Source organism: Salinisphaera sp. T31B1, from assembly GCF_040361275.1.
In the GTDB taxonomy this organism is placed as follows: domain Bacteria; phylum Pseudomonadota; class Gammaproteobacteria; order Nevskiales; family Salinisphaeraceae; genus Salinisphaera.
The window spans coordinates 419,028-444,176 of the sequence record NZ_APNH01000001.1; the positions used below are offsets into that span (position 1 = coordinate 419,028).

Below are 25,149 nucleotides of genomic sequence, written 5' to 3' on the forward strand. Positions count from 1 at the left end.
TTTCTCCTCCGGTTGCGACTTCGAGGCCGCTATCTAGTTATGTGATACCCCGGTATCCCGGCCTGACGTCATCAAAATCCGACGCCAGGCCGGTGCCAAGTCATGCGCTCCGATACAGCTTGGTCAGCACGAATTCACGGTGGCCAAGCGCTTCGGCCGAGGTGAGCCGGCCACTGCAGGTCTCGAGCATGGATTCGATCAAGGCATCGCCTGCCTGATCGAAATCCATTTCGCGACGCAGGATTCCGGATACGTCCAGATCGATATGCTCGGACATGGTGCGCACCGTCCGCGGATTGGCCGACAACTTCACCACGGGCTCGACCGGATTCCCGATGATGTTGCCCTGCCCGGTGGTGAACAGATGGACTACGAAACCCGCGGCACACATCAACGTCACGCATTCGGCGGCGGCCGACGAGGTATCCATGTAGTAGAGACCGGGCCCTTTCGACGGTTCTTCGGCCGGCTCCAGCACATCGATATACTTCGAGTCGTTGCCGATCTTCATGAAGTTGCCGAACGCCTTTTCCTCGATCGTCGACAGCCCGCCCTCGATGTTGCCCTTGGTCGGCTGCGACTCGGACAGATCGTTAGTCTTGTGGCGATTGATGAAATCGTTGTAACTGCCCCAGGTGTCCAAGAATTTCTTCTTGGTCGCCTCGTCGGCGGCACGCTCGGCACAGACCGTCTCACAGCCGGTCAGCTCGGATGTCTCGCCGAAACACAGCGTCGCACCCTCGGGCACGAGCTTGTCCATCAGGTTGCCCACGGTCGGGTTGGAAGCCAGGCCCGACGTGGTGTCGGATTCGCCGCACTTGGTCGATATCCACAGCTCATCGATACCGCATTCCTCGCGTTGCTTTTCCGAGGCGTCCTGAACGAATTTCTTTGCCGCCCACGAAGCACGGGAGATCGTGTTGATATCGCCATGCTGTTCGATCGCGAAGCCCTCGACGGGCTTGCCGGTCTTCGCGATGCCGTCGACCACCCGCTGCGTCCAACCCGGCTCGATGCCGATCACCACCACGGCCGCGACGTTCGGATTGGCGCCGGTGCCGATCAGGGTCCGGAAATGCAGATCCAGATCGGCACCGAATTGCAGGCGTCCGTAGGGATGTGGAATCGCCATCGTGCCCTTGATGTTGTTGGCCACCGCCTCACAGCAAGCATTGGATATGTCGTCCAGCGGCAGAATGATGACGTGATTGCGGATACCGACACGGCCGTTCTCGCGCCGGTAGCCCAGAAATGTGCGTTTGCTCATGGTTACCACCGCTTGGTCTTGATGTTGTGGACGTGGACGTGGTCGCCCTTGGCGATCGCGGCTACGGCACGGCCGATGTCGTGCTCGTACTCGATGATCGTGTCGTCGTCGCCGATTTCATCGAGCGCGATCTTGTGGCCGATCGGAATGTCGTGATTGGCCTTGAGTTCGATCGTTTCGTCGTTCTCCATCATCCAACCCGACAGCGTCTGCCCGGCCTTGATGCCTTCGACCACGACAACGCCGACCTTGTCGGCCTTGTTGTGGACCAGGAAGTGGGTCTCCATGTGCCGTCTCTCCTCTTCGATTTATCCGAGTTCCGGTGCAATCTGCAGCCGGTCATTGTTGTAATATGTCTTATATAAGACTGTCAAATAACCAGGACTCGGATATGCTTTCGACGCTCGCTTTACCGTGGATTTTCCGGCCATGAACGATGCCGCTTCGCCGAATTACCAACCGCTTTATCAACAAATCAAGACTTTGCTGGTGAGTCGCCTGGCAGCCAACGAGTGGCCGCCGGGCACCGCGCTACCGAGCGAAATCGCGCTGGCGCAGGCGTATAACGTCAGCCAAGGCACGGTGCGCAAGGCGCTCAACGAACTGGAAATCGAGCATATGGTCGAGCGCAGGCAGGGCCGTGGCACGTTCGCGGCACGCCATAGCCAGCAACGCTCGCTGTTCCAGTTCTTCCATCTACTCAGCGATGACAACGTCCGGGAACTGCCGGTCAGCCGGGTGCTCAGCTGTGCTACAGGCGAAGCAAGCGCGTGCGAACGGCGCGCACTCAACCTGACCGCCGGCGCATCCGTGACCCGAATTCGGCGGGTTCGCGATCTCAACCAACGGCCGGTGATCAGCGAGTCACTGAGCGTACCCACGGCGATGTTCCCAGGCCTGGCCGAACGCGCGCTCGAAGAGGTACCCAACACCCTCTACGAATTCTTCGAAACGCAATACGGCGTGGTGGTCGCCCACGCCAGCGAGCGTCTGCGCGCGGCCGCGGCAAGCGAAACCGACGCCGAACTGCTCGGGGTATCAGCCGGCGCGCCTCTGTTGGCGATCGAGCGACGCGCGCTCAATCTCGAAAATCGCCCGGTCGAATGGCGCCTGAGCTACTGCGATACTGCCCATCATTTCTATTTAAACGAGCTCGATTGATACTCGCCTAGCCGCGATACGGCTGATCCGTGCTCGATCCCGGCTCCGTGGCTCATCGCTTTGCCTTTATAATTGAGCCAGATTCCGCCCGGAGCCCATGATGGATCCCAGCAAGACCAGCCCGCTGTCGCGCCTGTTCGGCCGTTCGCCCTTCGAGGCATTGACCAAACACATCCGCCAGGTCGACCGCGGGGCGGATCTGCTCACCGAATTCTTCCGTTACAGCTCGGAAGGCGACTGGGCACGGGCGGAGACGCTCTATCACGAGATCTCGGATTGCGAGCACGAGGCCGACGATCTGAAGGATCAGATCCGGCTGAACCTGCCGAGCACGCTCTTCCTGCCGATCTCGCGTTCCGATCTGCTGGAGCTGATCGAGGCCCAGGACAAGATCGTCAACAAGATCAAGGATATCGCCGGGTTGATGACCGGCCGGCACATGCAGTTTCCGCCCGCCCTGCTGCCGGGCATCAACGACTACATGAAGGTCACCATTGCTGCCGTTCACCAGGCACGCAAGGTGCTCGAAGAACTCGACGAGCTGCTGGAATCCGGGTTCGGCCGCAATGTGTCCGAGATGATCGAGGATATGGTCGTCGAACTGGGCAAGCTCGAAAAGCGCGCCGACGAAGAACAGATCGTGATCCGCCATCGTCTGCTGGATCTGGAGTCCGAGCTGCCGCCGCTGGAGGTGATGTTCCTCTACCAGATCATCGACTGGATCGGCACGGTCTCGGACCGGGCCGAACGCGTGGGCGCCCGCCTGCAGATCATGATGGCGCGCTGAAAGCCGGGCCGTCAGGCGCTACAATCCGCACCCCCTCGGGACGCCGACGCGTCCGACGACCAGGAAGACCATGGCGATCATCGCGCAACACGCGGACACGCTGCTGATCCTCGCGTGCATTTTCGGCTTTTTCATGGCCTGGGGGATCGGCGCCAACGACGTGGCCAATGCCATGGGCACGTCCGTGGGCTCGGGCGCGATCACCATCTGGCAAGCCGTGATCATCGCCGGGATCTTCGAGTTTCTGGGGGCCTGGCTGGCCGGCGGTCAGGTCACCCAGACGATCAGCAAGGGGCTGATTCATCCGGAACTGTTCGCCGATCAACCACATTTGCTGGTGATCGGCATGCTTGCGGCCCTGCTGGGGGCCGGCACGTTCTTGCTGGTGACCTCGCTGCGCGGCATGCCGGTATCCACCGGGCAATCGATCATCGGCGGCATCATGGGGTTTGCGCTGGTGTCGCTGGGCGCGGACCCGATCAACTGGGGCGAGATCGTCAAGATCGTGGCCAGCTGGATCGTATCGCCAATCATCGCCGGGCTGATCGCGTTCCTGCTGTTCGAGTCCATCCGCCACCTGATCTTCAACCACCCGGACCCGGCGGTCGGCGCCCGCCGTTATGTGCCGGGCTATGTGTTCCTGGCCGCGCTCGTCATCGCGCTGGTCACCCTCATCAAGGGGCTTTCACATATCGGGCTGGTGCTGTCCACCGGCGTGAGCGTGGTGCTGGCGGTGGGGATCGGCCTGATCGCGGCCGCGATCACCACCGTACTGCTGCGCCGGATCGATCTGAGCCCGGAAGCGCGTGCCAGCGACCGCTATCGCAACGTCGAGCGCGTGTTCGGCTATGCCCAGATCTTCACCGCCGCGACCATGGCCTTTGCTCATGGCTCCAACGACGTCGCCAACGCCATCGGGCCGGTGGCCGCTGTAGTCAACGTGATCGAAAACCCCGGCCAGATCGGCGACGAATCGCAGCTGGCCGGCTGGATCCTCATCCTCGGCGGCGCCGGGATCGTGGTCGGGCTGGCAACCTATGGGCATCGGGTGATCAAGACGATCGGCGCAGGCATCACCGAACTCACGCCCACACGCGGCTTTTCGGCCGAGCTGTCGGCCGCCAGCACCGTAGTGCTGGCGACCTGGTTCGGTATTCCGGTGTCCACCACCCAGACGCTGGTCGGTGCGGTGCTGGGCGTCGGCCTGGCCCGCGGCATGCGCGCACTCAACCTCTCCGTGCTGGGCGGCGTGTTCGCCGGCTGGCTGCTGACCCTGCCGGGTGCGGCGCTGTTCACGGCCGTGTTCTACTTCATCCTGCGCTCGATTTTCGTCTAGTCCGCCGCTGCCGGGGCGGCGTCTCGAGACGGCTACAGCTGCCCGTTCAGGAAACGGCCGACCGTCTCGAACAACTGCGGCGCGCGTCGCTCGAGCAGGGCGAAATGCGTGGCATGACCGATTTCGGCATATTGCTTGTGCGCGCTGCCCAGCCGATCGAACAGGCCGAGCGCGTCAGCGCGCACGGCGGTGGCATCATCGGTCCCGCGTACCACCAGCGTCGGCATGTCGATCGCGCCGGCGTCATAGCGGGGCCGTTCGTTGAACGCCTCCCACAGATCCACGAGCACTCCGTTGGGCGCACGTACGGCCTCGCCCGGCTCGTCGGCGAGCATCGCCTGGAACCACGCAGACAGCACGGCCGGGTCGCGCCACTGGTTCGCATCATCGGCCAGGATTTCGCTGTCCCAGCGTTCGCGGGCCTGGGCCTGTGTTTCGGTGCGATAGGCCCCCAGCGGACGCAGCCGGGCCGGGTCGTCGCGATCGGCCAGCCCGGCAATCCGGTCGGGCCGTGCATGGCAGTACACCGGCGCGAACAGCACCAGCCGGTCGACCGTGCCCGGGCCTGCCGCGGCATATAGGCCGGCGGTCATCGTGCCCCAGGACCAGCCGACAATATCGATCCGCGCGAGCCCGGTCCGTTCGCGGATGGCTGCGACACAGTCGGCAATATCGGCCACGGCCGATTCGGCGCGCGCGAACGGCGGGTTGTCGCGCGCGGGCGCGTCAAGCGCCGCCGGCCGGGTGGAGCGCCCATAGCCGCGCACGTCCAGCGCGTAGGCGCTATAGCCGTCGGCCACCGCATGATCCAGCCAGCTGGCGCCCGGCACGTCGAACATGACGCCCGGGTACGTCGCGCCGTGGACGAACAGAATCGCCCGGCCGCTCGCGGATGGATCATCGCCCGCGGCTTTTTCGCGCAAATGGATACGCTCGTCCGGCGCCGCACTGCTGACGAGCTCGAGATCGGTACAGACTGTGTTCATTCAGGTTTTTCTTGTTTGTCGAAATCGATGTCTTCGGCGCGCATGGCCACGTTGTCGGCCACGAACGCCCCGCGTTGGCCCATCGGCCGGTTGCCGCTGGTGGTGGTGTCTTCGGTGGTCTGGTACTCCAGCTGGGCGTTGAGTTCGCCGCCGACCAGCATGATCAGCACGGTGATGTAGAGCCAGGTCAGTACCACCACGACCGCGCCCAGCGATCCATAAGTGGCGGAGTAGGAGCCCGAGAACGCCACATAGACCGAGAAAGCAAGCGAGCCCAGAATCCAGAAGATGGTCACCATGACCGCGCCGACCATCACCCATCGCCACTTGGGCGCGCGCCGGCTGGGCGCATAGCGATACAGCCCGGCGATGCCGGCCATGAGAAACAGCGCGGCCCCGCCCAGGCCGACGCCACGCCCTACGGCCACCGCCCAGCCGGGAAAGTTCAGCGCAGCCAGCACCAGCGGCACGCCGGCCGCGAGCACGGCGATCGCGATCAGCCCGGCGATGATGGCAAGCGTCAGGGCCAGCGATACTGCGATCTGGACGAAGAAATTGCGGCGCTCGCGTTCGGCATAGACCACATTGAGCGCGACCATCAGCGCGGTCGTGCCCTTGCGCGCGCTCCACAACGCCAGGGCCAGCGTGAACAGCGCAGCAAAGCCCAGCGACGTCTGCGGCTTGGCCGCGATCTGCGTCATCTGGCCGGTGACCGTGCTGATCACGTCCGCGGGCACGATCCCACGCAGCTGTTCCATCTGACCGACCACGCCGGAGGGATCCAGAAACAACCCGTAGATGGCCACGAATGCGGCAATGCCGGGAAAGATCGCCAGTAGGCCGTAGAAGGACACGCCCGCGGCAATAATCGACAGGTTGTTGTCGCCAAAGGCGTGGTAGACGCGCAGGAAGACATCACGCCAACCCTTGAGCGGGATACGAACCGGCGTATGGGCCGTACGGCCGCGCCCGTCGTGACGGATCTGCGCCCCGGGCCTGAGTTTCTGTGCGTTGCGTCGATGCACCATCGGTTCTCGCCTGAAAATACCGTAACCGAGTATACGCAGAGCGACACATGCCTGACGCCGTCGTCGGCATGACATCGCTATCGGGCCGCGCGTAGCATGCGCCCATGACCGTACACGGCTTGTCCCCGCTGCCGACGGTGCCCGCATGACGGCGCCACGCCGGCCCACCGTCGGCCAGCGGCTGCTCGTGGTCGCCGCGGCGCTGCTGTTCGCGCTCGGCGTGCTCGGGGTGTTTTTGCCGCTGCTGCCGACCACGCCGTTCATGCTCGCCGCGGTCGCGCTCGCCTCGCGCGGTTCGCCGCGGTTCGCGGCCTGGATCCGTGCGAACCGTTACGCGGGGCCTGCAATCGTGCACTGGGAACGCGAACGGGCGATTTCGCGGCGCAGCAAGTGTGTCGCCCTGGCCATGCTGGCCACCAGCGCCGCGCTGGTGTGGTGGCATATCGACTACCGGCCGCTGGCGATCGGGGTCACGCTCGGTCTGTGCGGTGTGGCTGTTTTTCTCGCCACACGGGCCGAGCCCCGGACGCACTGAGCCCTCACGCGGCGTATTGACGACACGAAAACCGCCGGCGCAGTCTCGAGACGCGCCGTGACTAACGGCGCGCGACAACCAGAAAACGATAACGGAGGCGTCATGTACGATCTGGAGCATCTCGAGTCCCGTCTGGGCACCCTGCAGGAACACGCCGGCGACGGCATGAAGGCTTTCTGGGCTTTCGACAAGGCCGCGTTCGCACCCGGCGCGATCGACGCCAAGACCAAGCAGCTGCTGGCCCTGGCCACCGCACTGACCACCCAGTGCCCCTATTGCATCGAGCTGCATACCGATGCCGCTCGCAAGGCCGGGGCCAGTGACGACGAACTGGCCGAGACCGCCATGGTCGCCGCCGCCATCCGCGCCGGCGGTGCGGTGACCCACGCCACCCACATGTTCAAGAAATAGCCGCCGCAGGGGCGCCCGGCTCGATCAGGGCCGGGTGTCGCCCTGCCAGTTGAGCTCGCGATAACGTGCGACATCGTCGCCGAAAAACGGGTATTTGACGATCTCGAAATACGGCGAGTGGTCGAAATCCTTGGGCGTGATCAGGCGCGCGTTGCGGCGACGAAAGACCATCTCGCCGTTGTCGCTGCGGTGGATCGTGGGCAGGATCGGATATCGCACGCTGGCGAACGCGCGGGCGATGAGCGTCGAACAGATCGCTCGGGTCATTTCGCCATGGCCGGCCTCGAACAGGCTCGAGCGCCAGTGGCGCGGAAGCAGGCCGTAGGGGAAGAAAAAGCGCAACAGGTCGGCGATCTGGCGCACATTGTAGGGCATGCCGAGATGCTCCACGGCGAACCCCACGATGCGGCCCGCATCGGCATCGTCGAGCTCGCGCGGCCGGCACAGGCGCAGGTGCTCGTCGGCATAGCGCTCGATCGGCGACAGATGCACGCCGCGGCCGAGTTCGGCCTCGAGCACGATCATGCTCCTACCGTCCACGCCCGCCGCGCGCAGTTTGGAAGCCGCCGTGTGGGCGTGGCGGCTGTGCTCGAGCTCGTCGAGGCGGCCGACACACAGCGCCGCGTGGGTCCAGGCGCTGAGGGTCACGCTCTGAATGACCGCGGAGACCCGGCTGCGGCCTTCCACCAGCACGACATCGGCCGGCCGCAGGTGGGATCGAAAGCGCGCAAAGTCGGTACGCGGCGGCCCCAGCGGCTGGGCATCGGCGGCCAGCCAGGCCACCACCGGCGCAATCAGCCGATGCTGGGCCGTGTCGTCGTCACTCATCGTCTATCCGCCTGGCCGTCGGCGGCCGTGGCCCTGCACATGCCTGTCGCCAGGCCATGCGCTCGCCGAGTTCGGCCTTTCGACGCTGTTTCGTCATCCCGGTCATCTCTTCGAAATATCCGCCGATCTACTGTATACTCCAGCGACCTGCACGGGTTGTTCGGCATCTTGCCCGGCCCGTAGTTCACGACGCCACGCACAGACGGCCCCAGCGGTGACCGGCGTACCGCTTGTGCATACCGCCCCGCCTGGCGTCCGACCGAAGGATATCTGTGGCCCGGGCGCGCACCATCGAACGTTCCAGTCTTCTGCTGAGCCTGCTCGCCATCGGCGTCGGCATTGCAGCAGGCTACGGTGCGGCAATCTTTCGCGGCCTGATCTCGTTTTTCCACAACCTCGCCTTCTTCGGCCATTTCTCGCTGGTCTACGACGCCAACCTGCATACCGCGGCCAGCCCGTGGGGCGCATGGATCATCCTCGTGCCCATGCTGGGCGCGGTGGCCGTGACCTTCCTGGTACAGAACTTCGCCCCCGAAGCCAAGGGGCATGGCGTGCCCGAGGTGATCGACGCGATCTACTACAAGAGCGGCAAGATACGGCCCAGCGTGGCGGCGACCAAGGCGCTCGCTTCGTCGATCTCGATCGCAACCGGCGGTGCCGTGGGCCGCGAGGGTCCGATCATCCAGATCGGCTCGGCGCTCGGCTCGACCGTGGGCCAACTTACGCTGGTGCGCGAATGGCAGCGCAACACACTCATCGCCGCCGGCGCGGCATCCGGCATCGCGGCAACCTTCAACGCGCCGCTGGGCGGGCTGCTGTTCGCCATCGAGATCATCCTGCCGGAGACCAGCGGTCGCACGCTCATCCCCGTGGCACTGGCAACCGGGGCGGCCGCGTTCGTCGGCCGCATGCTCTTCGGCAATACGCCCTCGTTCGATATTCCGGCCCTGACCAACAACGCGCTGGACGTCAGTTCGCCGGAACTGCTGATTGTCTACGTGCTGTTCGGCGTGGTGATGGGCCTGGCCGCGCTGGTGTTCAATCGCAGCATCTATCTGTTCGAGGACCTGTTCGAAAAGATGCCGGGCAACGACTACAGCCGCCATATCATCGGCATGGGGCTGGTCGGGCTGATGATGTACGCGTTCGTGTATTACACCGGCCATTACTATGTCGAAGGCGTGGGCTACGCGACCATCCAGGATATTCTGGAAAACACGCTCACCGCGCCCTGGCTGTTGCTGCTGCTGTTCGCTGCCAAACTGCTGGCCACCTCGCTGACCATCGGCTCGGGGGCGTCGGGCGGCGTGTTCTCGCCGGCGCTGTATCTGGGCGCGACGCTGGGCGGTGCATTCGCTGTGGGCATGCAGCAGGTCGCGCCCTGGTTCCATCTGGATGTTGCGACCATGGCCGTGCTCGGCATGGCGGCAGTGGTGGCCAGTTCCACGGGTGCCGCGCTCACCGCCATCGTGATCATCTTCGAGATGACCCGCGACTATCACGTGATCATTCCCATGATCATCATCGTGTCGATCGCCTACGGCGTGCGTCAGTTCTTCATGATGGACACGATCTATACCTTCAAGCTGTCCCAGCGCAATCATCCCGTACCGGCTTCGCTGGAAACCAACCTGTTCATGCTGCGCAAGGCGTCGGACTTCTACGACCCGCGCGTGGTGCGTGTGGGCTCGACCCGCGGCATGGCCGAGATCCGCCGGCGCTTTCGCCGCTTCGGGCGCCAGACACCGAACGTGCTGGTCATGGACGCCGACCACAAGATCCAGGCGATCTTCTCCTCACGTCGCCACTACCGGCTGACCCGGCGCGGCGCGATCCGAAGCTGGGCCGACGAACACATGGAGACCGACTACATCGTGGTGGGCGCCGACGACATGATCTTCGATATCGTCGGCCGTCTGCGCGCGGCCAACTGCGAGGTGGCCCTGGTGACCGCGGACGGTTCCATGACCCATCCGCGCGAGGTCCAGGGTGTGCTCACGCTGTCGGACGTCGCCCGTTCCAGCCGGCTGGCGCGCCAGATGGAGCGTCGCCGGATCAAGCCGAAGACCACGACACCGACCTGAGGCGCCGACGCCCGGTCGGCCCGACTCACCGAGGAATCGTCATGCCGCATATCCAAGCCAACGGCCAGCGTCTGTTCTATACCGATACCGGTGGCGACAAGCCGGTGCTGCTGTTCTCGCACGGTCTGCACATGGATCACGAGATGTTCGCTCCGCAGATCGACGCGCTGGCCGATCGCTACCGCTGTGTTGCCTGGGACGAACGCGGCCACGGACAGACCGGGCCGGCCACGGCGCGTTTTTCCTACTACGACTCGGCCGACGATGCGGCTGCGCTGCTGGATGCCCTGGACATCCCCTCCGCCGTCTGGGTGGGCATGTCCCAGGGCGGCTATCTGTCGCTGCGTGCCGCCTTGACCCATCCCGAGCGCATCGCCGCTCTGGTGCTCATCGACACGCAGGCCCGGCCCGAACCCGCCGAGCGTATCGACACCCACCAGAAGACCCTGGCGATGTGGCGCGAGCACGGCTTCACCGATGCCATGGCCGACAACACGGCACAGCGCATTCTGGGCGAGGATTTTGCCGATACCGCCTACTGGCAGGACAAGTGGCGGGGTTTCACCGCCGACAACGTCTACTATCTGTACGACACGCTGGACACCCGCGACGATATCAGCGACCGGCTCGGCGAGATCGATATCCCGGCATTGGTGATCCACGGCACCGATGACCGCGCGATCACCCTCGAGCGTGCCCGGGACATGGCCGACCGGCTGCCTCGTTCGACGTTCGTGACCATCGAAGGCGCCGGCCACGCGGCCAATCTGACCCACGCCGAGGCGGTCAATCCGCATATCGAAGCGTTTCTGGCCGGGCTCTGAGGCCGGATCCGCCTGGGGGTCCGCGCAGGCCGGGCAGGGTTCTTGATATCGTCGGCGTCCACGCCGTCATGCAATCGGGGGATTGCCATCGTGAACGCCATCGCGCGCTATTTCGAATTCGACACGCTCGCCACCGATTTCCGGACCGAGACGGTCGCCGGGCTGACGACCTTCCTGTCGATGGCCTATATCCTGTTCGTGAACCCGGCGGTGCTGTCGCTGGCATCAGTCCCCGATGCGGCCGGCCTGGGCATGCCGCGCGATGCCGTGTTCACCGCCACCGCCATTGCCGCGGCCTTCGGGTCGCTGGTCATGGGTCTGCTGGCGCGTTTTCCCATCGCTCAGGCGCCCGGCATGGGGCTGAACGCCTTCTTCGCGTTCTCCGTGGTGCTGGGCATGGGCATTCCCTGGCAGACCGCGCTGGCCGGGACCTTCGTCTCCGGCGTGGTGTTCATGGCGCTGTCGGTATCCAGACTGCGCGAGAAGATCATCGACGCCATTCCGGCCGATCTCAAACACGCCGTGGCCGCCGGCGTGGGGTTGTTCATCGCCTTCATCGGGCTGACCAGCGCCGGCATCATCGTCAATGACGACGCGGTACTGGTGAGCCTGGCGCCGTTGACCGATCCGCACACCCTGCTGGCGATCTTCGGCCTGATCGTGACCGTGGTACTGATGACGCTGGGTCTGACCAGTGCAATATTCGTGGGCATGGTCGCCACCTCGATACTGGGCCTGGCCACCGGTCAGATCGCCTTACCCGAGCACGTCGTAGGCCGAGTGCCGGATATCGGCCCGGTCGCAGGCGCGGCCATCAGCCATCTGCCCGACGTGTTCACCCCGCATATGCTGGTGGTGGTCGCGACCATGCTGTTCGTGGATTTCTTCGATTCCGCCGGCACGCTCATGGGCGTGGCCCGCCAGGCCGGACTGATCCGCGACAACAAGCTGCCGCGAGCCGGCCGTGCGCTGTTCGCCGACGCCCTGGCGACCACCGCCAGCGGCCTGATCGGCACCTCGTCGACCACGGCCTATATCGAATCCGCCTCGGGCGTGGCCGCCGGCGGACGCAGCGGCTTCACCGCCGTGGTGGTGGGGCTGTTGTTCCTCGCCGCGCTGTTCTTTTCGCCGCTGCTGGCCGTGGTGACCGAGGCCGTGACCTCGCCGGCGCTGATCGTGGTCGGCGTGCTCATGGCCGCCTCGCTGCGCCACGTCGACTGGGAGCGCTTCGAGATCGCGGTACCGGCGTTTCTCACCGCCCTGCTGATGCCGCTGACCTATTCGATCGCCACCGGTATCGCGATCGGTTTCATCGCCTATCCGATCACCATGATCGCCGCCGGCCGCCGCCGCGAAATCCATCCGCTGATGGCCGCGCTGGCGGTGGTGTTTTTGATCTATTTCGCGTTCCTGCGCCTGTAACGGCGTCCCGTCGCCTCAGCGGCCCAACGCCCGGCCGATCGGACGCAGTTCGGCGATATGGTCGCAGGTGACCTTGCAGACCACCAGCAACGGCACGGCCATGAGCATGCCGGCCACGCCCCATAGCCAGCCCCAGAAGAACAGCGCGAAGAACACCATCAGCGGGCTCATCTCGAAACGCCGACCGTGGATCGCCGGGGTGATGAAATTGCCTTCGAGCACGTTCAATGCGAACACAGCCGCCGGCGCGAGCAGGATATGGGCCAGGGTATCGAAGGTCGCAAACGAGGCCAGCGTGATCGCGGCCAGCGATATCGCCGCACCGGCGTACGGGGCGAAGTTGAGCAGGCCCACCAGCACGCCCCAGAGGATCGGGTCGGTCAGCCCGATCGCCCACAGCACGCCCGCGGCACAGGCGCCCAGCACGATATTGATCGCGGTGACCGTAGCCAGATAGCGGCCGATATCGGCCTGTAGATGACGCACGATGCGCACCGCGTTGCGCCGGCTACGCCCGGTACGCGTCATCAGCAGCAGCTTTCGAAACATCGACCCCCGGCTGCAGAGCATGAAATACAGCATGATCAGGGTCATGAACAGAATGCCGGCCGCCCACTGGACATTGGCCATGATCTGGGCGCGCAGGCCTTTTTCGTTGATCTGGATGGTGGTCTGCTGGGACGCCTTGCCGATGAGATCGGCGGCCGCCTTCTTGAGCTCCTCGGTGGACTTGTTCATGTCCTTGATCTGCTTTTGCAGATCCTGGGTCTGTTCGTTGAACGCGGAGAACGCCTCCGGCGCGCGGTTGATCCAGTATTGCGCCGGCCCCATGAGCATGTAGCCGCCGTAACACACCACCGCAGTGAAACTGCCGATGATCAGCAGCGCGCTGAACGAACGCGGAATGTGCCAGCGCTGCATGCGCGTGACGATCGGCCCGAGCAGCAGGTTGAAGATCAGCGCGAGCGCCACCGGAATCAGCACGAAACGCGCGAAATACAGGGTATAGAACACCGCGAGCACGAGCAGCGCGGTCATGATCACCGAGCGCACATGAATCGGCCGTTCGAACAGCCGCATTACGTCGTCCCTGCGCGACTGCCCCGTGTCGCCAACCGATTCGGCCATGCAATCCCCTGTTTGAGTGCATCGTGCGGCATTGGTCGACCGCAGAAGCGCTCTAAAATACAGCCAGGCCGGGCCGGGCGCTATCCGTAGCTTTGCCCCATTCGGGCCGGGTCGCCGTCCTCGCTATACTGCGCGTGCCCGACCACGACGCTCGAAGACGGACGGCCGATCCGATGGCGCTGTATATCGATTATGCCGATGAAATCCAGCGACTGATCCTCGATGCCGCGCTCACCCCGTGCGAACGTCTGCCCTCGGTACGCGAGGTCAGTCGGCGGCGCGGCTTGAGCGTGTCGACGGTGCTTCAGGCCTACCGCTTGCTCGAAGCCCGCGGGCTGGTCGAGGCCCGCCCGCGATCGGGCTACTATGTCAGCCCGCGCAACCGTGCCGATCCACGCCAGCCCGACCGGCCCGTGACGACGATGCATGCGATGCCCTCGGGCGTGCCGGTCGACCGCGGCGGGCTGATCCACGAAGTGCTCGAAGCGACCCGTTCGCGAGATCTGGTACCGATGGGCTCGGCGTTCCCGGATCCGCGGCTGTTTCCACTGGCGCGCCTGCGCCGCTCGATCTATCGCGGCCTGCAGCACGTCGATGCGCATCAGAGCGTCGAGGATCTGTCCCCCGGCAACGCCGCACTTCGCCGTCAGATCGCGGTTCGCTATCACCTGGACGGCCAACACGTCGATCCCGACGAGATCGTGATCACCAACGGTGCGCTGGAAGCACTGAATCTATGCCTGCAGGCCGTGACCCGCCCGGGCGACACGGTGCTGATCGAGTCGCCGACCTTCTACGGCGCGCTGCAATCGATCGAACGCCTAGGGCGCCGTGCCATCGAACTGCCGATCGACCCCGTGCGCGGTCTCGACCCGGATCGGCTCAAACGACAGCTGGCCGTGCACCGCCCGGCCGCCTGCTGGCTGATGCCGACGTTTCAGAACCCGACCGGTGCGCTCGTGCCGGCGGCCGCCAAGCAGGCCATAGTCGAGCTGCTGGCCGCGCACGAGGTTCCCCTGATCGAGGACGACGCCTACGCCGAACTTTATTACGGGGCGCGGCGGCCCCCGCCGGCCCGCGTCTTCGATCGCACCGGCAATATCCTGCATTGCGGCAGCTTCTCGAAGAGCCTGGCGCCCGGCTATCGTATCGGTTGGGCCATGCCGGGCCGCTACGTGTCATGCGTGCTCCGATATAAGCTCGAAAGTACGCTCGCGGCCTCGCTGCCGGCGCAGGTCGGTATCGCCGACTATCTGCGCGGGACACATTACGACACGCATCTGACCACGCTGCGTGAACAGCTGCGCCGCCGCCGCGACGGGTTGATCGACCTTGTACGAACCCACTTTCCGGCCGGCGTCGAGTTCACCCGGCCGGAGGGCGGTTATGTCATGTGGCTGCGACTGCCGCAGGGCATCAGCGCGCGTCGGCTGTACCACCAGGCCCTGGCTGCCGGGGTGGGCATTGCCCCTGGCGTGCTGTTCGGCTGCGACGACACCTTTGACGATCATATCCGCCTGAACTACGGTCACCCATCGCCGGCCGCACTGGAGCGCGGCATCGTACGGCTGGCGGGCATCCTCACCGAGCAGTCCGAATAAGCCTGGGCGATATCGCACGGGCACAGGCGAAACGCCGGGCCACGGCGAACAGGACCGACCACCCGGCAAACGGGCGGCCCACGGTTTGCTACGACGCCGGGACGGCACGGGGCCGTGCTGGCGATTCCGGCCGCGCCGGCCGGGGCCGTTCACGTGCCGGACCGTCGCCTCATGCATCACCGGGGCCGCGCGCCGCAGCCTTCGCACACCACTGTTATGGATTCACGCCCGCGTCTGTCGCTTGGTCGCCGACGATGATGTACGGATAATGGGGCCACGCTCGATCGCCGGCCCTGCCGGCGACCCAACCAGGATCTGCCCACCGTGCCTGTTCCAAGGTTTTTGCTGCTCAGCGCCCTGCTTGCCTGGGGTCTGATCGCCGTCACGAGCGCTTCGGCGCGCGCCCAAGCGGGGGACGACGATCCGATGGCCCGGCGGCTGGCGGCCTGTACGGCCTGCCACGGGCCGCAGGGTATCGAACTCGAGGACGGCTACGTGCCTCGTATTCATGGCAAGCCGGCGGGCTATCTCTACAACCAGCTGATCAATTATCAGGACTATCGGCGGCGTAACACGAGCATGAACCATATGGTCGCGCATCTGTCGCCTGCCTATCTCTACGAGATCGCCGATTATTTCGCCGGCCTGGATACACCCTATCCCGAGCCGGCCGCTGCGCCCGCGACCGCTGTGGCCGAACGCGGCGAACAGCTGGTCCGCCATGGTGATACCCGGGCCGATATACCGGCCTGTGCAGCCTGCCACGGCGAGCGGCTGACCGGTGTGCAGCCGAACACGCCCGGGCTCATCGGCCTGCCGCGGCAATACATCATGGCCCAACTCGGCGCCTGGCGGGTCGGCACACGACACGCGGCGGCACCGGACTGCATGCATACGATCGTCGGGCGCATGGGCCCGGGCGATATCGAAGCCGTGGCTGCCTGGCTGGCCTCGCGCCCGATTCCGACCGATACGCATCCGGTGGCAAACGCCGTACTCGACCCGCCGCTGGATTGCGGCAGCGTGCCCGTCCCGGAGCGCCGACCATGAGCCGAACACGCGGTTTGTCCGCGGCAGTCGTCGCGCTCGCCGGCCTGTTGAGCGTGGTCTGCCCGGCCAACGCCCAGCCGCCTACCCCCTCGGGCGATTCGAGCGTCGATCGCGGCCAGTATCTGGCCACCGTGGGCAACTGTGCCGGCTGTCATACCGCGCCTGGCGGCCAGCCGATGGCGGGCGGTCTGCACCTGGACAGCCCGTATGGGACGTTCATCACCCCCAACATCACGCCTGACGCCGACCACGGCATCGGCCGCTGGTCCGACGACGATTTCTGGCGGGCGATGCACGAAGGGCGACGGCCGGACGGCTCGGCGATGTATCCGGCCTGTCCGTACACCAGCTATACCCATGTCGAGCGCGCCGATATCGACGCCCTGCATGCGTATCTGGGCCAGATCCCGCCGGCCGCCAACGACACCCCGGACCACCGGCTGGACTGGCCGTATCGCTATCGCAGCCTGCTCACGGTCTGGCAGTGGCTGTATTTCGAGCCCGGGGGGCTGGCCGACAAGCCCCAGCAGAGCCCTGCCTGGAACCGGGGCCGATATCTCGTCGAAGGCCTCGGCCACTGCAACGAATGCCATCGCGCGCGCGGACGGTTCGGAACGCTGCAGAGCGCCGACGACGCGCCGGGCGCGATGATCCACGGCTGGTACGCGCCGCCGCTGGCCGATCCGGCCCAGGCCGGTCTGCAGCAGTGGTCGATCAAGGATGCAGCGGCCTTTCTCAAGCGTGGCAAGGCCGATCATGCCGCGATGATGGGTCCCATGGCCGATGTCGTGTTCGACAGTCTCCAGTACTGGTCGGACGAGGATGCACTGGCCGCGGCCACCTATCTGAAATCCTTGCCCGCCCGTGACGTCGAATCACCCGTTCGGCTGATCCGTCTGAGCCGGGACGGCCAGCGCGCCGCCATGGATCAGGGCCGTACGCTCTATGGCAAGCATTGCGCCGACTGTCACGGTGACAACGGGCAGGGCGGCGACGGAGCACCGGCTCTGGCCGGCAACCGCGCCGTGACGCTGGCGGATCCGATCAACGTGGCCAACATGATCCGCGGCGGCGGTTTCGCCCCGGCCACCGAGGGCAACCCGCAGCCCTACGGCATGCCGCCCTTCCACGGGTTTTCCGACCGCGAGCTGGCGGCGCTGATCAGCTATATCCGTGGCAGTTGGGGCAACCAGGCCTCGCCGGTCACCGGCACCAATCTGCGCCGATAGACCGAACCCCGAACACGCTGGCGCCGGGCTCCGTTCGGCGCTGGCCTGCCCGAACGTTCAGCCGGATGCCCGGGCCCGGCGCGCATCGATGAACGCTTGCATGCGCTGTTGAGGCTCGCCGCCGGCATACGCCTGGATCTGGGCAGCGACAGCCGCGTCACAGGTGGCCTCGAAATCGGCCTGGCTCTGCTGCCGGAACCGGGCCTTGGTCAAGCGTACTGCGGTGGCGGGCACGCCTGCCATGCGTTGCGCGCTGGCGAAGGCGGTGTCTTCCACGGCAGCTGGGTCGACCAGTTCGTTGACCAGGCCCAGCGCAGCTGCCCGGCGGCCGTCGATCAGATCGCCGGTCAGCGACAGCGCCTGATTTGCAGCCAGCCCCAGATGCAGGGACATCAGCCAGGAGCCGTAGATACTGGCCAGCCCGACCTTGACCTCCGGCTGGCCGAGACGGGCCTCGGGATAGGCTACACGCCAATCGGCGGCCAGCCCGATCTGAAAACCCACGCCGGTGGCCACCCCGTTGAAACCGGCCACCACGGGCTTGTCCATATTGCGTACGGCTGCGATCACCGCCCCCTGATGACGCATCCAGGCCTCGATCCGCGCCGCGCCAGCAAAACCGACGGCTTCGTCGAGGTCCTGGCCGGCCGAGAACGCGCGCCCGCCGGCACCGGTGATGACCACCGCCGCGACCGCCGGCTCTTCATTGAGCCCGGCCAGACAGGCGATGAAGGCATCGCGCATGGGTGCATGCATGGCGTTGAGCACATCCGGGCGGTTCAGCCGGACATGGGCGATACCGTCGCGAACGGATGACTGGACGAACTCGGACACACGTGCCTCCCAGAACGAATCGAAGGCACGAATATAAGCGCTGTACGCGTCCGCGGCTACGGTCGACGGTGTACGATCGAACGGATTAGCCGTAGCGGCCGTTGATATAGTCCTCGGTGCGCTTCTTGCGCGGGTTGGTGAACATCATGTCGGTATCGCCACACTCCACCATTTCGCCGAGATACATGAACGCCGTCAGGTCGGAGATGCGCGCGGCCTGCTGCATGTTGTGGGTCACGATCAGCAGGGTGTAGTCGCGCTTGAGCTCTGTGAACAGTTCCTCGATCGCACCGGTGGAGATCGGATCCAGCGCCGAGGTGGGTTCGTCCAGCAGGATGACTTCCGGCTTGACCGCGATCGTGCGGGCGATACACAGGCGCTGCTGCTGGCCGCCGGACAACGACTGACCGTCCTGCTTGAGCTTGTCCTTGACCTCACCCCATAGCGAACTGCGCTTGAGCGCCCACTCCACCCGTTCGTCCATCTCGGACTTGGACAGACGCTCGTAGAGCTTCACCCCGAAGGCGATGTTGTCGTAGACGCTCATCGGAAACGGGGTGGGCTTCTGAAACACCATGCCGACCCTCGAGCGCAACAGGTTCGCATCGAGCTTGCGATCGGTGATGTCGTAGCCGTCCATTCGGATGGTGCCTTCGGTGCGCTGGCCCGGATAGAGGTTGTGGATCCGGTTGAAGCAGCGCAGCAGCGTCGACTTTCCGCAGCCGGACGGGCCGATGAAGGCCGTGGTCTGGCGGGTGGGCACCTCCAGGCTGATGTTCTTCAGCGCATGGAACTTGTCGTAATAGAAGTTCAGGCCCTCGACCTCGATCTTGGCCGCCACCTGTTCGCGCTGTCGGCGGGCCTTGATGGTATAGCCGGTGATATCGTCGGCGGCGTGGGTCAGACTCATTTCGATGATTCCTCGGCGCTCGCGGCGCCCGTCAGACGTAATACTCAGCGCGCGACGAAGCGCGCAATGATGTTCAAGGCCAGAATGGCCATGGTCAGCAGCAACCCGCCGGTCCAGGCGAGCTGGACCAGATCCGGGATGAACGAGTTGATGGTCATGTTCTGATAGAGCGTCATCGGCAGATTCGCCATGACGTCGTTCATGCGGGTCGTCCACTGGTTGGAGTTGAGCGCGGTGAAGATCAGCGGCGCGGTCTCGCCGCTGATACGCGCACAGCCCAGCAGCACGCCGGTGACGATGCCCGCCCGGGCCCCGGAGTAGCAGACCTTGGTGACGATCAGCCAGCGGTGAGCCCCCAGCGCCGACGCCGCTTCGCGCAGGCTCTGCGGCACCAGCCCGAGCTGGTCCTCGGTGGTGCGCACCACCACCGGCAGCAGGATGATCGCCAGAGCCACGCCGCCAGCCCAGCCGGAGAAATGGCCCATGGGCTGGACCATGACCGCATAGATGAACAGGCCGACGATGATCGACGGCGCCGAGAGCAGGATATCGCTGATGAAACGGATCACGTTGGCGAGCTTGCCGTCACGCCCATACTCGGCCAGCCATGTGCCGGCGGCGATACCGACCACCGTGCCGATGACGGTGCCGGCCGCGGTCATCATCAGGCTGCCGACGATCGCGTTGCCCAGGCCGCCGCCGGACATCATGGTGCGCTCGGTGAACACCGACAGGCTCAGGCCGGGCAGCCCCTGAATGAGCAGCTCGGCGACGATCAGCGCCAGCCACACCACGCCGAACAGCGTGGCCCCGGTACAGGCGAACACGAACACGCTGTTGCGCCAGCGCCGACGCCGGTACAGCCCGATATCGCGAATCTCGAAGGCATGACTAGCCATGGGCACGATCCATCTTGCGCAGCATCAGGCGCGCTGCGGTGAGCACGAGCAGGGTGATCAAAAACAGCACGAGACCCAGTGCGAGCAGCGCCGAGCGCTGGGCCCCGTCGGCCTCGGGAAACTGGTTGGCGATGAGGGCTGCGATCGATGTGCCCTGGCCGAACAGCGTCGGCGCGAAGAACAGGTTGTTGCCGATCACGAACGTCACCGCCATGGTCTCGCCCAGCGCGCGGCCGAGCCCGAGGATGATCGCACCGACCACGCCGCCCTTGACCGACGGCAGCAGGATCGAGCGGGTGACCTCCCAGGTGGTCGCACCCACGCCGTAGGCCGATTCACGGGTGGCCTTGGGCACGGTCATGAGCACGTCCCGGGTGACCGACGTGATAAACGGAATGATCATGATCGCCAGAATCAGCCCGGCGGTGAACAGACCGGTGCCGGCCGGCAGCACACTCGGAAAATACCGCTGCAGGAACGGCGCGAGCACCTGCACACCCCACATGCCGTAGATGATCGACGGCACGCCGGCCAGCAGCTCTACCGTGGTGGCCAGGGGCTGGCGCAACTTCGACGGGCATTTCTCGGTGAGGAATACCGCGATACCGATAGAGATCGGCGCTGCGATCAGGATCGCGATAGCCGACGACACGAGGGTGCCGTAGATCGCCGGCAGCGCGCCGAAGATTTCCTGGTTCGCCGACCAGCGATTGAGGGTGAAGAAATCGAATCCGAAGGTTGCGAACGTCGAGTAGCCCGCCACTGCCAGCGAAGCGATGATCGCGAACAGGGTGACCAGCACGAGCATGGCGAACACGAAGGTCGTGCCCTGGAAGGCCAGATCGAGCCGGTGGTTGCGGCCCAGCGCCCGGAGCCGATGCTGATCGGCGCCCAGCGGCATATTCGACGGATATTCAGGCGTTGACATGCGATGACCGATGGTTGGCTTTGGCAACGGATCCCGGAGTCGGGAAAAGCCGCGGACCTGCGTCCGCGGCTGATCGATCCGAGATGAAGGGCTTGGCCCGTCCGATTACTTGTCCCAGACCGCTTTGCCGTCGGCCTTGATCTGGCTCCAGACCTGCTCGCGGACCAGCTCGGCCACGTTCGACGGGATCGGCACATAGTTGAGCTCGGTGGCCGCGTCGTCGCCGTTCTCATAGGCCCAGTCGAAGAAGGCCAGCGCCCGCTTGGCGGCCTCGGCGTCCTTGACGTCGGTGTGCATCAGGATGAAAGACGCACCCACGATCGGCCAGCTGCCCTCGCCCGGCTGGTTGGTCAGCACCAGGTACATGCCTTCGGCGTCCTTCCAGTCGGCGTTGCCGGCAGCGGCCTTGAAGCTCTCGATATTGGGCGTCACGAACTTGCCGGCCTTGTTCTTCATGCTGACGACGTTCAGATCGTTCTCGACCGCATAGGCATATTCGACATAGCCGATCGCCCCGTTGATCTGACCGACCTGGCTGGCGACACCGGCATTGGCCTTGGCACCCACGCCCGACGGCCAAGCCACCGACTTGCCTTCGCCGATGTTGGTCTTGAACTCGTCGCTGACCTGAGCCAGGTAATGGGTGAACAGGAAGTTCGTGCCCGAGCCCTCGGCGCGATAGACCGGCGTGATGTTGGTCGAAGGCAGATCGACGCCTTCGTTGAGCTGGGCGATAGCCTTGTCGTTCCACTTCTTGATCTTGCCCTGATAGATATCGGCCAGGGTCTTGCCGTCGAGCTTGAGCCCGCCCTTGTCCACGCCTTCGACATGCACCACCGGCACCACGCCGCCGGTGATCTGCGGCCACTGCACCAGCGTGTTCTTCTTGAGCTCTTCGGGCTTGAGCGGCGCATCGGAGGCGCCGAAGGTCACCGTGCGTGCGCTGATCTGCTGAATACCGCCGCCGGAACCGATGGCCTGGTAGTTGAGGCCGATATCCGTCTCGTTCTGGTAGGCATCGGCCCACTTCGAATAGACCGGATACGGGAAGGTCGCACCCGCACCGTTGATGGACTGGGCCATCGCACCGGCACTGGCGCACATGAGGCTGCCGACAGCGGCCGCGGTCAAAAGACGTTTGAACATGGTTTCTCCTGATCGGACGCCCGTGGCGCCCCCCGTGAATGTCAGGAGAAAGTCTAGGCCTGCTTTGTGACAGTTCTGCTACACAATCATGACGCATAAAAAACCCCGCTCGGGGCGGGGTTTACAGCGCATTCGAGGTGTCCGATCAGCTCGCCAGGGCCGTCAGTCCGCCGCGCTGGCCGGTTTCGTCGGCCTCGCGTGACAGGTTCAGCGCGCCGATGATCGCCTTGAGCGAGGCGCTGACCGTATCGGCATCCTCGGCGACCGCCGGTATCCGGACCGTACCCGAGCGCAGCTGCACGAAGGCGATGGCATTGGCATCGGAGCCGGCCGACAGCGCGTGCTCGGAATAGTCGACCACGGCCACATCCTCGCCCGAATGGCTCTGCCAGGCGTTGACGAACGCCGACATCGGCCCGTTGCCCCGGCCTTCCAGCGTGAACTGCTCGCCATTCTGCTCGAGCGTCACCACCAGCGACTGGCCGTCAGAGGCCCGACTCAGCCCGTAGTCGACCAGCGCGATCGGCGCGCTGCGGGCGAAATGCGCAAACAGCAGATCGCGTATCTGGGTACTCGACAACTCGCCGGCCGTCCGTTCGCTTTCGGCCTGAACATGCGGCGCGAGTGCCAGCATCATCCAGCGTGGCAGGTTGATGCCGAAATCGCGCTCCAGCAGGAAGGCCATGCCGCCCTTGCCGGACTGGCTGTTCACGCGGATGACTGCCTGATAGTCGCGGCCGATATCGCGCGGGTCGATCGGCAGATAGGCCACCTGCCAGGGCTCGTCGCCGCCCTGCTTGCGCAGCGACTTGCGGATCGCATCCTGATGGCTGCCGGAAAACGCCGTATAGACCAGTTCGCCCACCCACGGGTGCCGCGGGTGCAACGGAATGCCGGTGCATTCGTGTACCACCCGGATGATGCGATCCGGGTTGGACAGATCCAGCCCAGGGTCGATGCCCTGGCCGTAGAGATTCATCGCCAGAATCACGATGTCCATGTTGCCGGTGCGCTCACCGTTACCCAGCAGCGTGCCTTCGACCCGCTCGGCGCCTGCCAGCATGCACAATTCGGCTGCGGCTACGGCACCGCCGCGATCGTTATGGGTGTGTACCGATACGATCACCGAGTCGCGGTTCTTGACGTTCTGGCAGAAATATTCGATCTGGTCGGCATGATGATGCGGCCCGGCCAGCTCCACCGTATTCGGCAGATTGAAGATGATCCGGTTGTCCGGCGTGGGCTGCCAGATATCCATGACCGCCTCGCAGATGCGCACGGCGAACTCGGGCTCGGTCGAGGAAAAGCTCTCCGGCGAATACTCCAGCCGCCAGTCGACGTGCGGACGCGCATCGGCGTTGGCCTTGACCCGCTTGGCGCCTTCGACCGCGATCTGGACGATGCCGTCCTCGTCCATCTCGAACACGCGCTCGCGCTGCACGGTGGAGGTCGAGTTGTACAGATGGATGATCGCCTTCGGCACGCCTTCGAGCGACTCGAACGTGCGATCGATCAGATGATCGCGCGACTGAGTCAACGCGGCGATGGTGACGTCGTCGGGAATCTGGTCCTCGTCGATCAGCCAGCGCACGAAGTCGTAGTCGGGCTGGCTGGCCGACGGAAAGCCGACCATGATCTCCTTGATACCGACATCCACCAACAGCTGCCAGAGCCGTTTCTTCTGTTCCACGCTCATCGGCTCGAGCAGGGCCTGGTTGCCGTCACGCAGATCTTCACTGACCCAGATGGGGGCCTTGTCGAGATCGCGATCGGGCCAGGTCCGTTCGAAACCGGTCACCCGGGGTATCGGGCGGTACTTGCGATGGTCGAAACGAGTCATGACGAATCCTTGTCCACGTTTGGGTGCCGCAGCCGAGCCGCGACGAGGCGATCAGTGTAACCGCCATTCAGCGGCAGCGGATTGCCAACCGCGATGGAAAACCGGGTCTGCGCGCATTATCATGCCAATGAACCGTTCTTTGTGAGGGTTTTATTGCGCGCCATGGGAGATACACGAAACACCCTGACCCTGGACCGCTTCGATCGCCGGATTCTTGAGATCCTCCAGGCCGATGGACGGATCAGCAATCAGGCCCTGGCCGAGCGCGTGAATCTGTCACCGTCGCCCTGTCTGCGTCGCGTACGCGCATTGGAGAACGCCGGCCTCATCGTGGGCTATCGCGCCATGGTCGATGCCCGCGCGCTCGGCTACGGGCTGACCGCGTTGCTGCTGATCTCCATGGACGCCCATACCCCCGAACGCTTTTCCCAGTTCGAAGCGCGCGTGGCCGAATTGCCGGAGGTTCGGGAATGCCTGCTGATTACCGGCCAGGAGGCCGATTATCAGCTGCGTATCGCGGTCGCGGATATGGATGATTACCAACGCTTGCTGTTACAGCACATCACCCGTATCCCCGGGGTAAGCGGCGTGCATTCGAGCTTCGTGCTGCGCTCGGTGCTGGCTGATCGCGTCCTGCCGCCCCGCTGAGCGCCTTCGCGGGGCCTGATCAAGCGCCTTGGCATGCACGCCGGTCGGACAGGGGATATATTCTATCCACGAGCCCTGCACGGGCGAAGTTCGCTGTCTCGATGTCTGTCTTTCCCGGAGCCCACCCATGAACAAGATCGCAATCGCCACCCTGCTTGCCGTACTCGTCGGCGCAACCAGCCTGCTGTCCGCGTGCAACACCATGAAGGGTGCAGGCGAAGATATCGAACGCGCTGGCGAAGGCGTTCAGGACGCCGCTGGCTAATA

General features: G+C 64.9%; 25 protein-coding genes. 13 read left to right on the forward strand and 12 right to left on the reverse strand.

Features of this window, described 5'->3' with window-relative positions:
• Positions 1 to 100: 100 nt before the first annotated feature.
• Together T31B1_RS01885 and T31B1_RS01890 are read right to left on the reverse strand one after the other, a co-directional pair.
• Positions 101 to 1,267, reverse strand: a complete 1,167-nt coding sequence (locus tag T31B1_RS01885) for a UxaA family hydrolase (protein WP_353247762.1) — start codon at positions 1,265 to 1,267, stop codon at positions 101 to 103.
• A 2-nt stretch (positions 1,268 to 1,269) separates the two neighbouring features.
• Positions 1,270 to 1,554, reverse strand: a complete 285-nt coding sequence (locus T31B1_RS01890) for a UxaA family hydrolase (RefSeq protein WP_353247763.1) — start codon at positions 1,552 to 1,554, stop codon at positions 1,270 to 1,272.
• A gap of 142 nt (positions 1,555 to 1,696) precedes the next feature.
• Between T31B1_RS01890 and T31B1_RS01895 the strand changes: the two genes are divergently transcribed.
• The 3 genes from T31B1_RS01895 to T31B1_RS01905 all read left to right on the forward strand — a co-directional run bounded on the left by T31B1_RS01895 (position 1,697) and on the right by T31B1_RS01905 (position 4,551).
• Positions 1,697 to 2,428: a GntR family transcriptional regulator gene (locus T31B1_RS01895; RefSeq protein ID WP_353247764.1), complete on the forward strand. Its 732-nt coding sequence runs from the start codon at positions 1,697 to 1,699 to the stop codon at positions 2,426 to 2,428.
• A 100-nt stretch (positions 2,429 to 2,528) separates the two neighbouring features.
• Positions 2,529 to 3,215, forward strand: coding sequence for a TIGR00153 family protein (locus T31B1_RS01900; protein ID WP_353248725.1), 687 nt, complete (start codon positions 2,529 to 2,531; stop codon positions 3,213 to 3,215).
• 70 nt (positions 3,216 to 3,285) lie between these two features.
• Entirely contained in the window at positions 3,286 to 4,551 is a 1,266-nt protein-coding gene (locus T31B1_RS01905; RefSeq protein ID WP_353247765.1) for an inorganic phosphate transporter, read from the forward strand.
• A gap of 32 nt (positions 4,552 to 4,583) precedes the next feature.
• On the opposite strand, the gene T31B1_RS01910 is transcribed toward T31B1_RS01905, so the two are convergent.
• Together T31B1_RS01910 and T31B1_RS01915 are read right to left on the reverse strand one after the other, a co-directional pair.
• Positions 4,584 to 5,537, reverse strand: a complete 954-nt coding sequence (locus tag T31B1_RS01910) for an alpha/beta fold hydrolase (RefSeq protein WP_353247766.1) — start codon at positions 5,535 to 5,537, stop codon at positions 4,584 to 4,586.
• Positions 5,534 to 6,565, reverse strand: a complete 1,032-nt coding sequence (locus tag T31B1_RS01915) for a YihY/virulence factor BrkB family protein (RefSeq protein ID WP_353247767.1) — start codon at positions 6,563 to 6,565, stop codon at positions 5,534 to 5,536. Before T31B1_RS01915 ends, T31B1_RS01910 begins: the two co-directional genes overlap by 4 nt.
• 145 nt (positions 6,566 to 6,710) lie before the next feature.
• Here T31B1_RS01915 and T31B1_RS01920 point away from each other — a divergent pair, with 145 nt between their 5' ends.
• Positions 6,711 to 7,100 carry a YbaN family protein gene (locus T31B1_RS01920; protein WP_353247768.1) on the forward strand — a complete coding sequence of 130 codons (390 nt, stop codon included), beginning with the start codon at positions 6,711 to 6,713 and terminating at the stop codon, positions 7,098 to 7,100.
• 102 nt (positions 7,101 to 7,202) lie between these two features.
• A complete protein-coding gene (locus T31B1_RS01925) occupies positions 7,203 to 7,511 on the forward strand; it encodes a carboxymuconolactone decarboxylase family protein (RefSeq protein WP_353247769.1) in 309 nt (102 codons plus the stop codon).
• 24 nt (positions 7,512 to 7,535) lie between these two features.
• Here T31B1_RS01925 and T31B1_RS01930 read toward each other — a convergent pair whose 3' ends face one another.
• Complete coding sequence (locus T31B1_RS01930) at positions 7,536 to 8,339, reverse strand: YiiX/YebB-like N1pC/P60 family cysteine hydrolase (RefSeq protein WP_353247770.1); 804 nt, start codon at positions 8,337 to 8,339, stop codon at positions 7,536 to 7,538.
• 272 nt (positions 8,340 to 8,611) lie between these two features.
• Here T31B1_RS01930 and T31B1_RS01935 point away from each other — a divergent pair, with 272 nt between their 5' ends.
• The 3 genes from T31B1_RS01935 to T31B1_RS01945 all read left to right on the forward strand — a co-directional run bounded on the left by T31B1_RS01935 (position 8,612) and on the right by T31B1_RS01945 (position 12,669).
• Positions 8,612 to 10,423, forward strand: a complete 1,812-nt coding sequence (locus T31B1_RS01935; protein WP_353247771.1) for a chloride channel protein — start codon at positions 8,612 to 8,614, stop codon at positions 10,421 to 10,423.
• Positions 10,424 to 10,464: 41 nt separating this feature from the next.
• The gene (locus tag T31B1_RS01940; RefSeq protein WP_353247772.1) at positions 10,465 to 11,247 is read left to right on the forward strand and encodes an alpha/beta fold hydrolase; all 783 of its coding nucleotides are present in this window, start codon (positions 10,465 to 10,467) and stop codon (positions 11,245 to 11,247) included.
• A 99-nt stretch (positions 11,248 to 11,346) separates the two neighbouring features.
• The gene (locus T31B1_RS01945; RefSeq protein WP_353248726.1) at positions 11,347 to 12,669 is read left to right on the forward strand and encodes an NCS2 family permease; all 1,323 of its coding nucleotides are present in this window, start codon (positions 11,347 to 11,349) and stop codon (positions 12,667 to 12,669) included.
• A gap of 15 nt (positions 12,670 to 12,684) precedes the next feature.
• Here T31B1_RS01945 and T31B1_RS01950 read toward each other — a convergent pair whose 3' ends face one another.
• Positions 12,685 to 13,797, reverse strand: coding sequence for an AI-2E family transporter (locus T31B1_RS01950; protein WP_353247773.1), 1,113 nt, complete (start codon positions 13,795 to 13,797; stop codon positions 12,685 to 12,687).
• Between the two features lie 173 nt (positions 13,798 to 13,970).
• On the opposite strand from T31B1_RS01950, the gene T31B1_RS01955 reads away from it, so the two are divergent.
• From T31B1_RS01955 to T31B1_RS01965, 3 genes are all read left to right on the forward strand, one after another.
• Positions 13,971 to 15,398, forward strand: a complete 1,428-nt coding sequence (locus tag T31B1_RS01955) for an aminotransferase-like domain-containing protein (protein WP_353247774.1) — start codon at positions 13,971 to 13,973, stop codon at positions 15,396 to 15,398.
• A gap of 324 nt (positions 15,399 to 15,722) precedes the next feature.
• Positions 15,723 to 16,448 (forward strand): c-type cytochrome, encoded by a 726-nt coding sequence (locus T31B1_RS01960; RefSeq protein ID WP_353247775.1) that lies wholly within the window; start codon positions 15,723 to 15,725, stop codon positions 16,446 to 16,448.
• Complete coding sequence (locus T31B1_RS01965; RefSeq protein WP_353247776.1) at positions 16,445 to 17,677, forward strand: c-type cytochrome; 1,233 nt, start codon at positions 16,445 to 16,447, stop codon at positions 17,675 to 17,677. The genes T31B1_RS01960 and T31B1_RS01965 overlap by 4 nt, the downstream gene beginning before the upstream one ends.
• A gap of 57 nt (positions 17,678 to 17,734) precedes the next feature.
• On the opposite strand, the gene T31B1_RS01970 is transcribed toward T31B1_RS01965, so the two are convergent.
• The 6 genes from T31B1_RS01970 to T31B1_RS01995 all read right to left on the reverse strand — a co-directional run bounded on the left by T31B1_RS01970 (position 17,735) and on the right by T31B1_RS01995 (position 24,234).
• The gene (locus tag T31B1_RS01970) at positions 17,735 to 18,511 is read right to left on the reverse strand and encodes an enoyl-CoA hydratase/isomerase family protein (protein WP_353247777.1); all 777 of its coding nucleotides are present in this window, start codon (positions 18,509 to 18,511) and stop codon (positions 17,735 to 17,737) included.
• Between the two features lie 85 nt (positions 18,512 to 18,596).
• On the reverse strand, positions 18,597 to 19,421 hold the full coding sequence (gene pstB, locus T31B1_RS01975; RefSeq protein WP_353247778.1) for a phosphate ABC transporter ATP-binding protein PstB: 825 nt from the start codon (positions 19,419 to 19,421) through the stop codon (positions 18,597 to 18,599).
• 44 nt (positions 19,422 to 19,465) lie between these two features.
• Complete coding sequence (gene pstA / locus T31B1_RS01980) at positions 19,466 to 20,320, reverse strand: phosphate ABC transporter permease PstA (RefSeq protein ID WP_353247779.1); 855 nt, start codon at positions 20,318 to 20,320, stop codon at positions 19,466 to 19,468.
• The gene (gene pstC, locus T31B1_RS01985; protein WP_502950923.1) at positions 20,313 to 21,221 is read right to left on the reverse strand and encodes a phosphate ABC transporter permease subunit PstC; all 909 of its coding nucleotides are present in this window, start codon (positions 21,219 to 21,221) and stop codon (positions 20,313 to 20,315) included. Before pstC ends, pstA begins: the two co-directional genes overlap by 8 nt.
• A 132-nt stretch (positions 21,222 to 21,353) precedes the next feature.
• Positions 21,354 to 22,394, reverse strand: a complete 1,041-nt coding sequence (gene pstS / locus T31B1_RS01990) for a phosphate ABC transporter substrate-binding protein PstS (protein WP_353247781.1) — start codon at positions 22,392 to 22,394, stop codon at positions 21,354 to 21,356.
• Between the two features lie 145 nt (positions 22,395 to 22,539).
• Entirely contained in the window at positions 22,540 to 24,234 is a 1,695-nt protein-coding gene (locus T31B1_RS01995; protein ID WP_353247782.1) for a 2-isopropylmalate synthase, read from the reverse strand.
• A gap of 183 nt (positions 24,235 to 24,417) precedes the next feature.
• Between T31B1_RS01995 and T31B1_RS02000 the strand changes: the two genes are divergently transcribed.
• Both T31B1_RS02000 and T31B1_RS02005 read left to right on the forward strand, forming a co-directional pair.
• Positions 24,418 to 24,882: an Lrp/AsnC family transcriptional regulator gene (locus tag T31B1_RS02000; RefSeq protein WP_353248727.1), complete on the forward strand. Its 465-nt coding sequence runs from the start codon at positions 24,418 to 24,420 to the stop codon at positions 24,880 to 24,882.
• 127 nt (positions 24,883 to 25,009) lie between these two features.
• Positions 25,010 to 25,147 carry an entericidin A/B family lipoprotein gene (locus T31B1_RS02005; protein WP_353247783.1) on the forward strand — a complete coding sequence of 46 codons (138 nt, stop codon included), beginning with the start codon at positions 25,010 to 25,012 and terminating at the stop codon, positions 25,145 to 25,147.
• Positions 25,148 to 25,149: the final 2 nt, after the last annotated feature.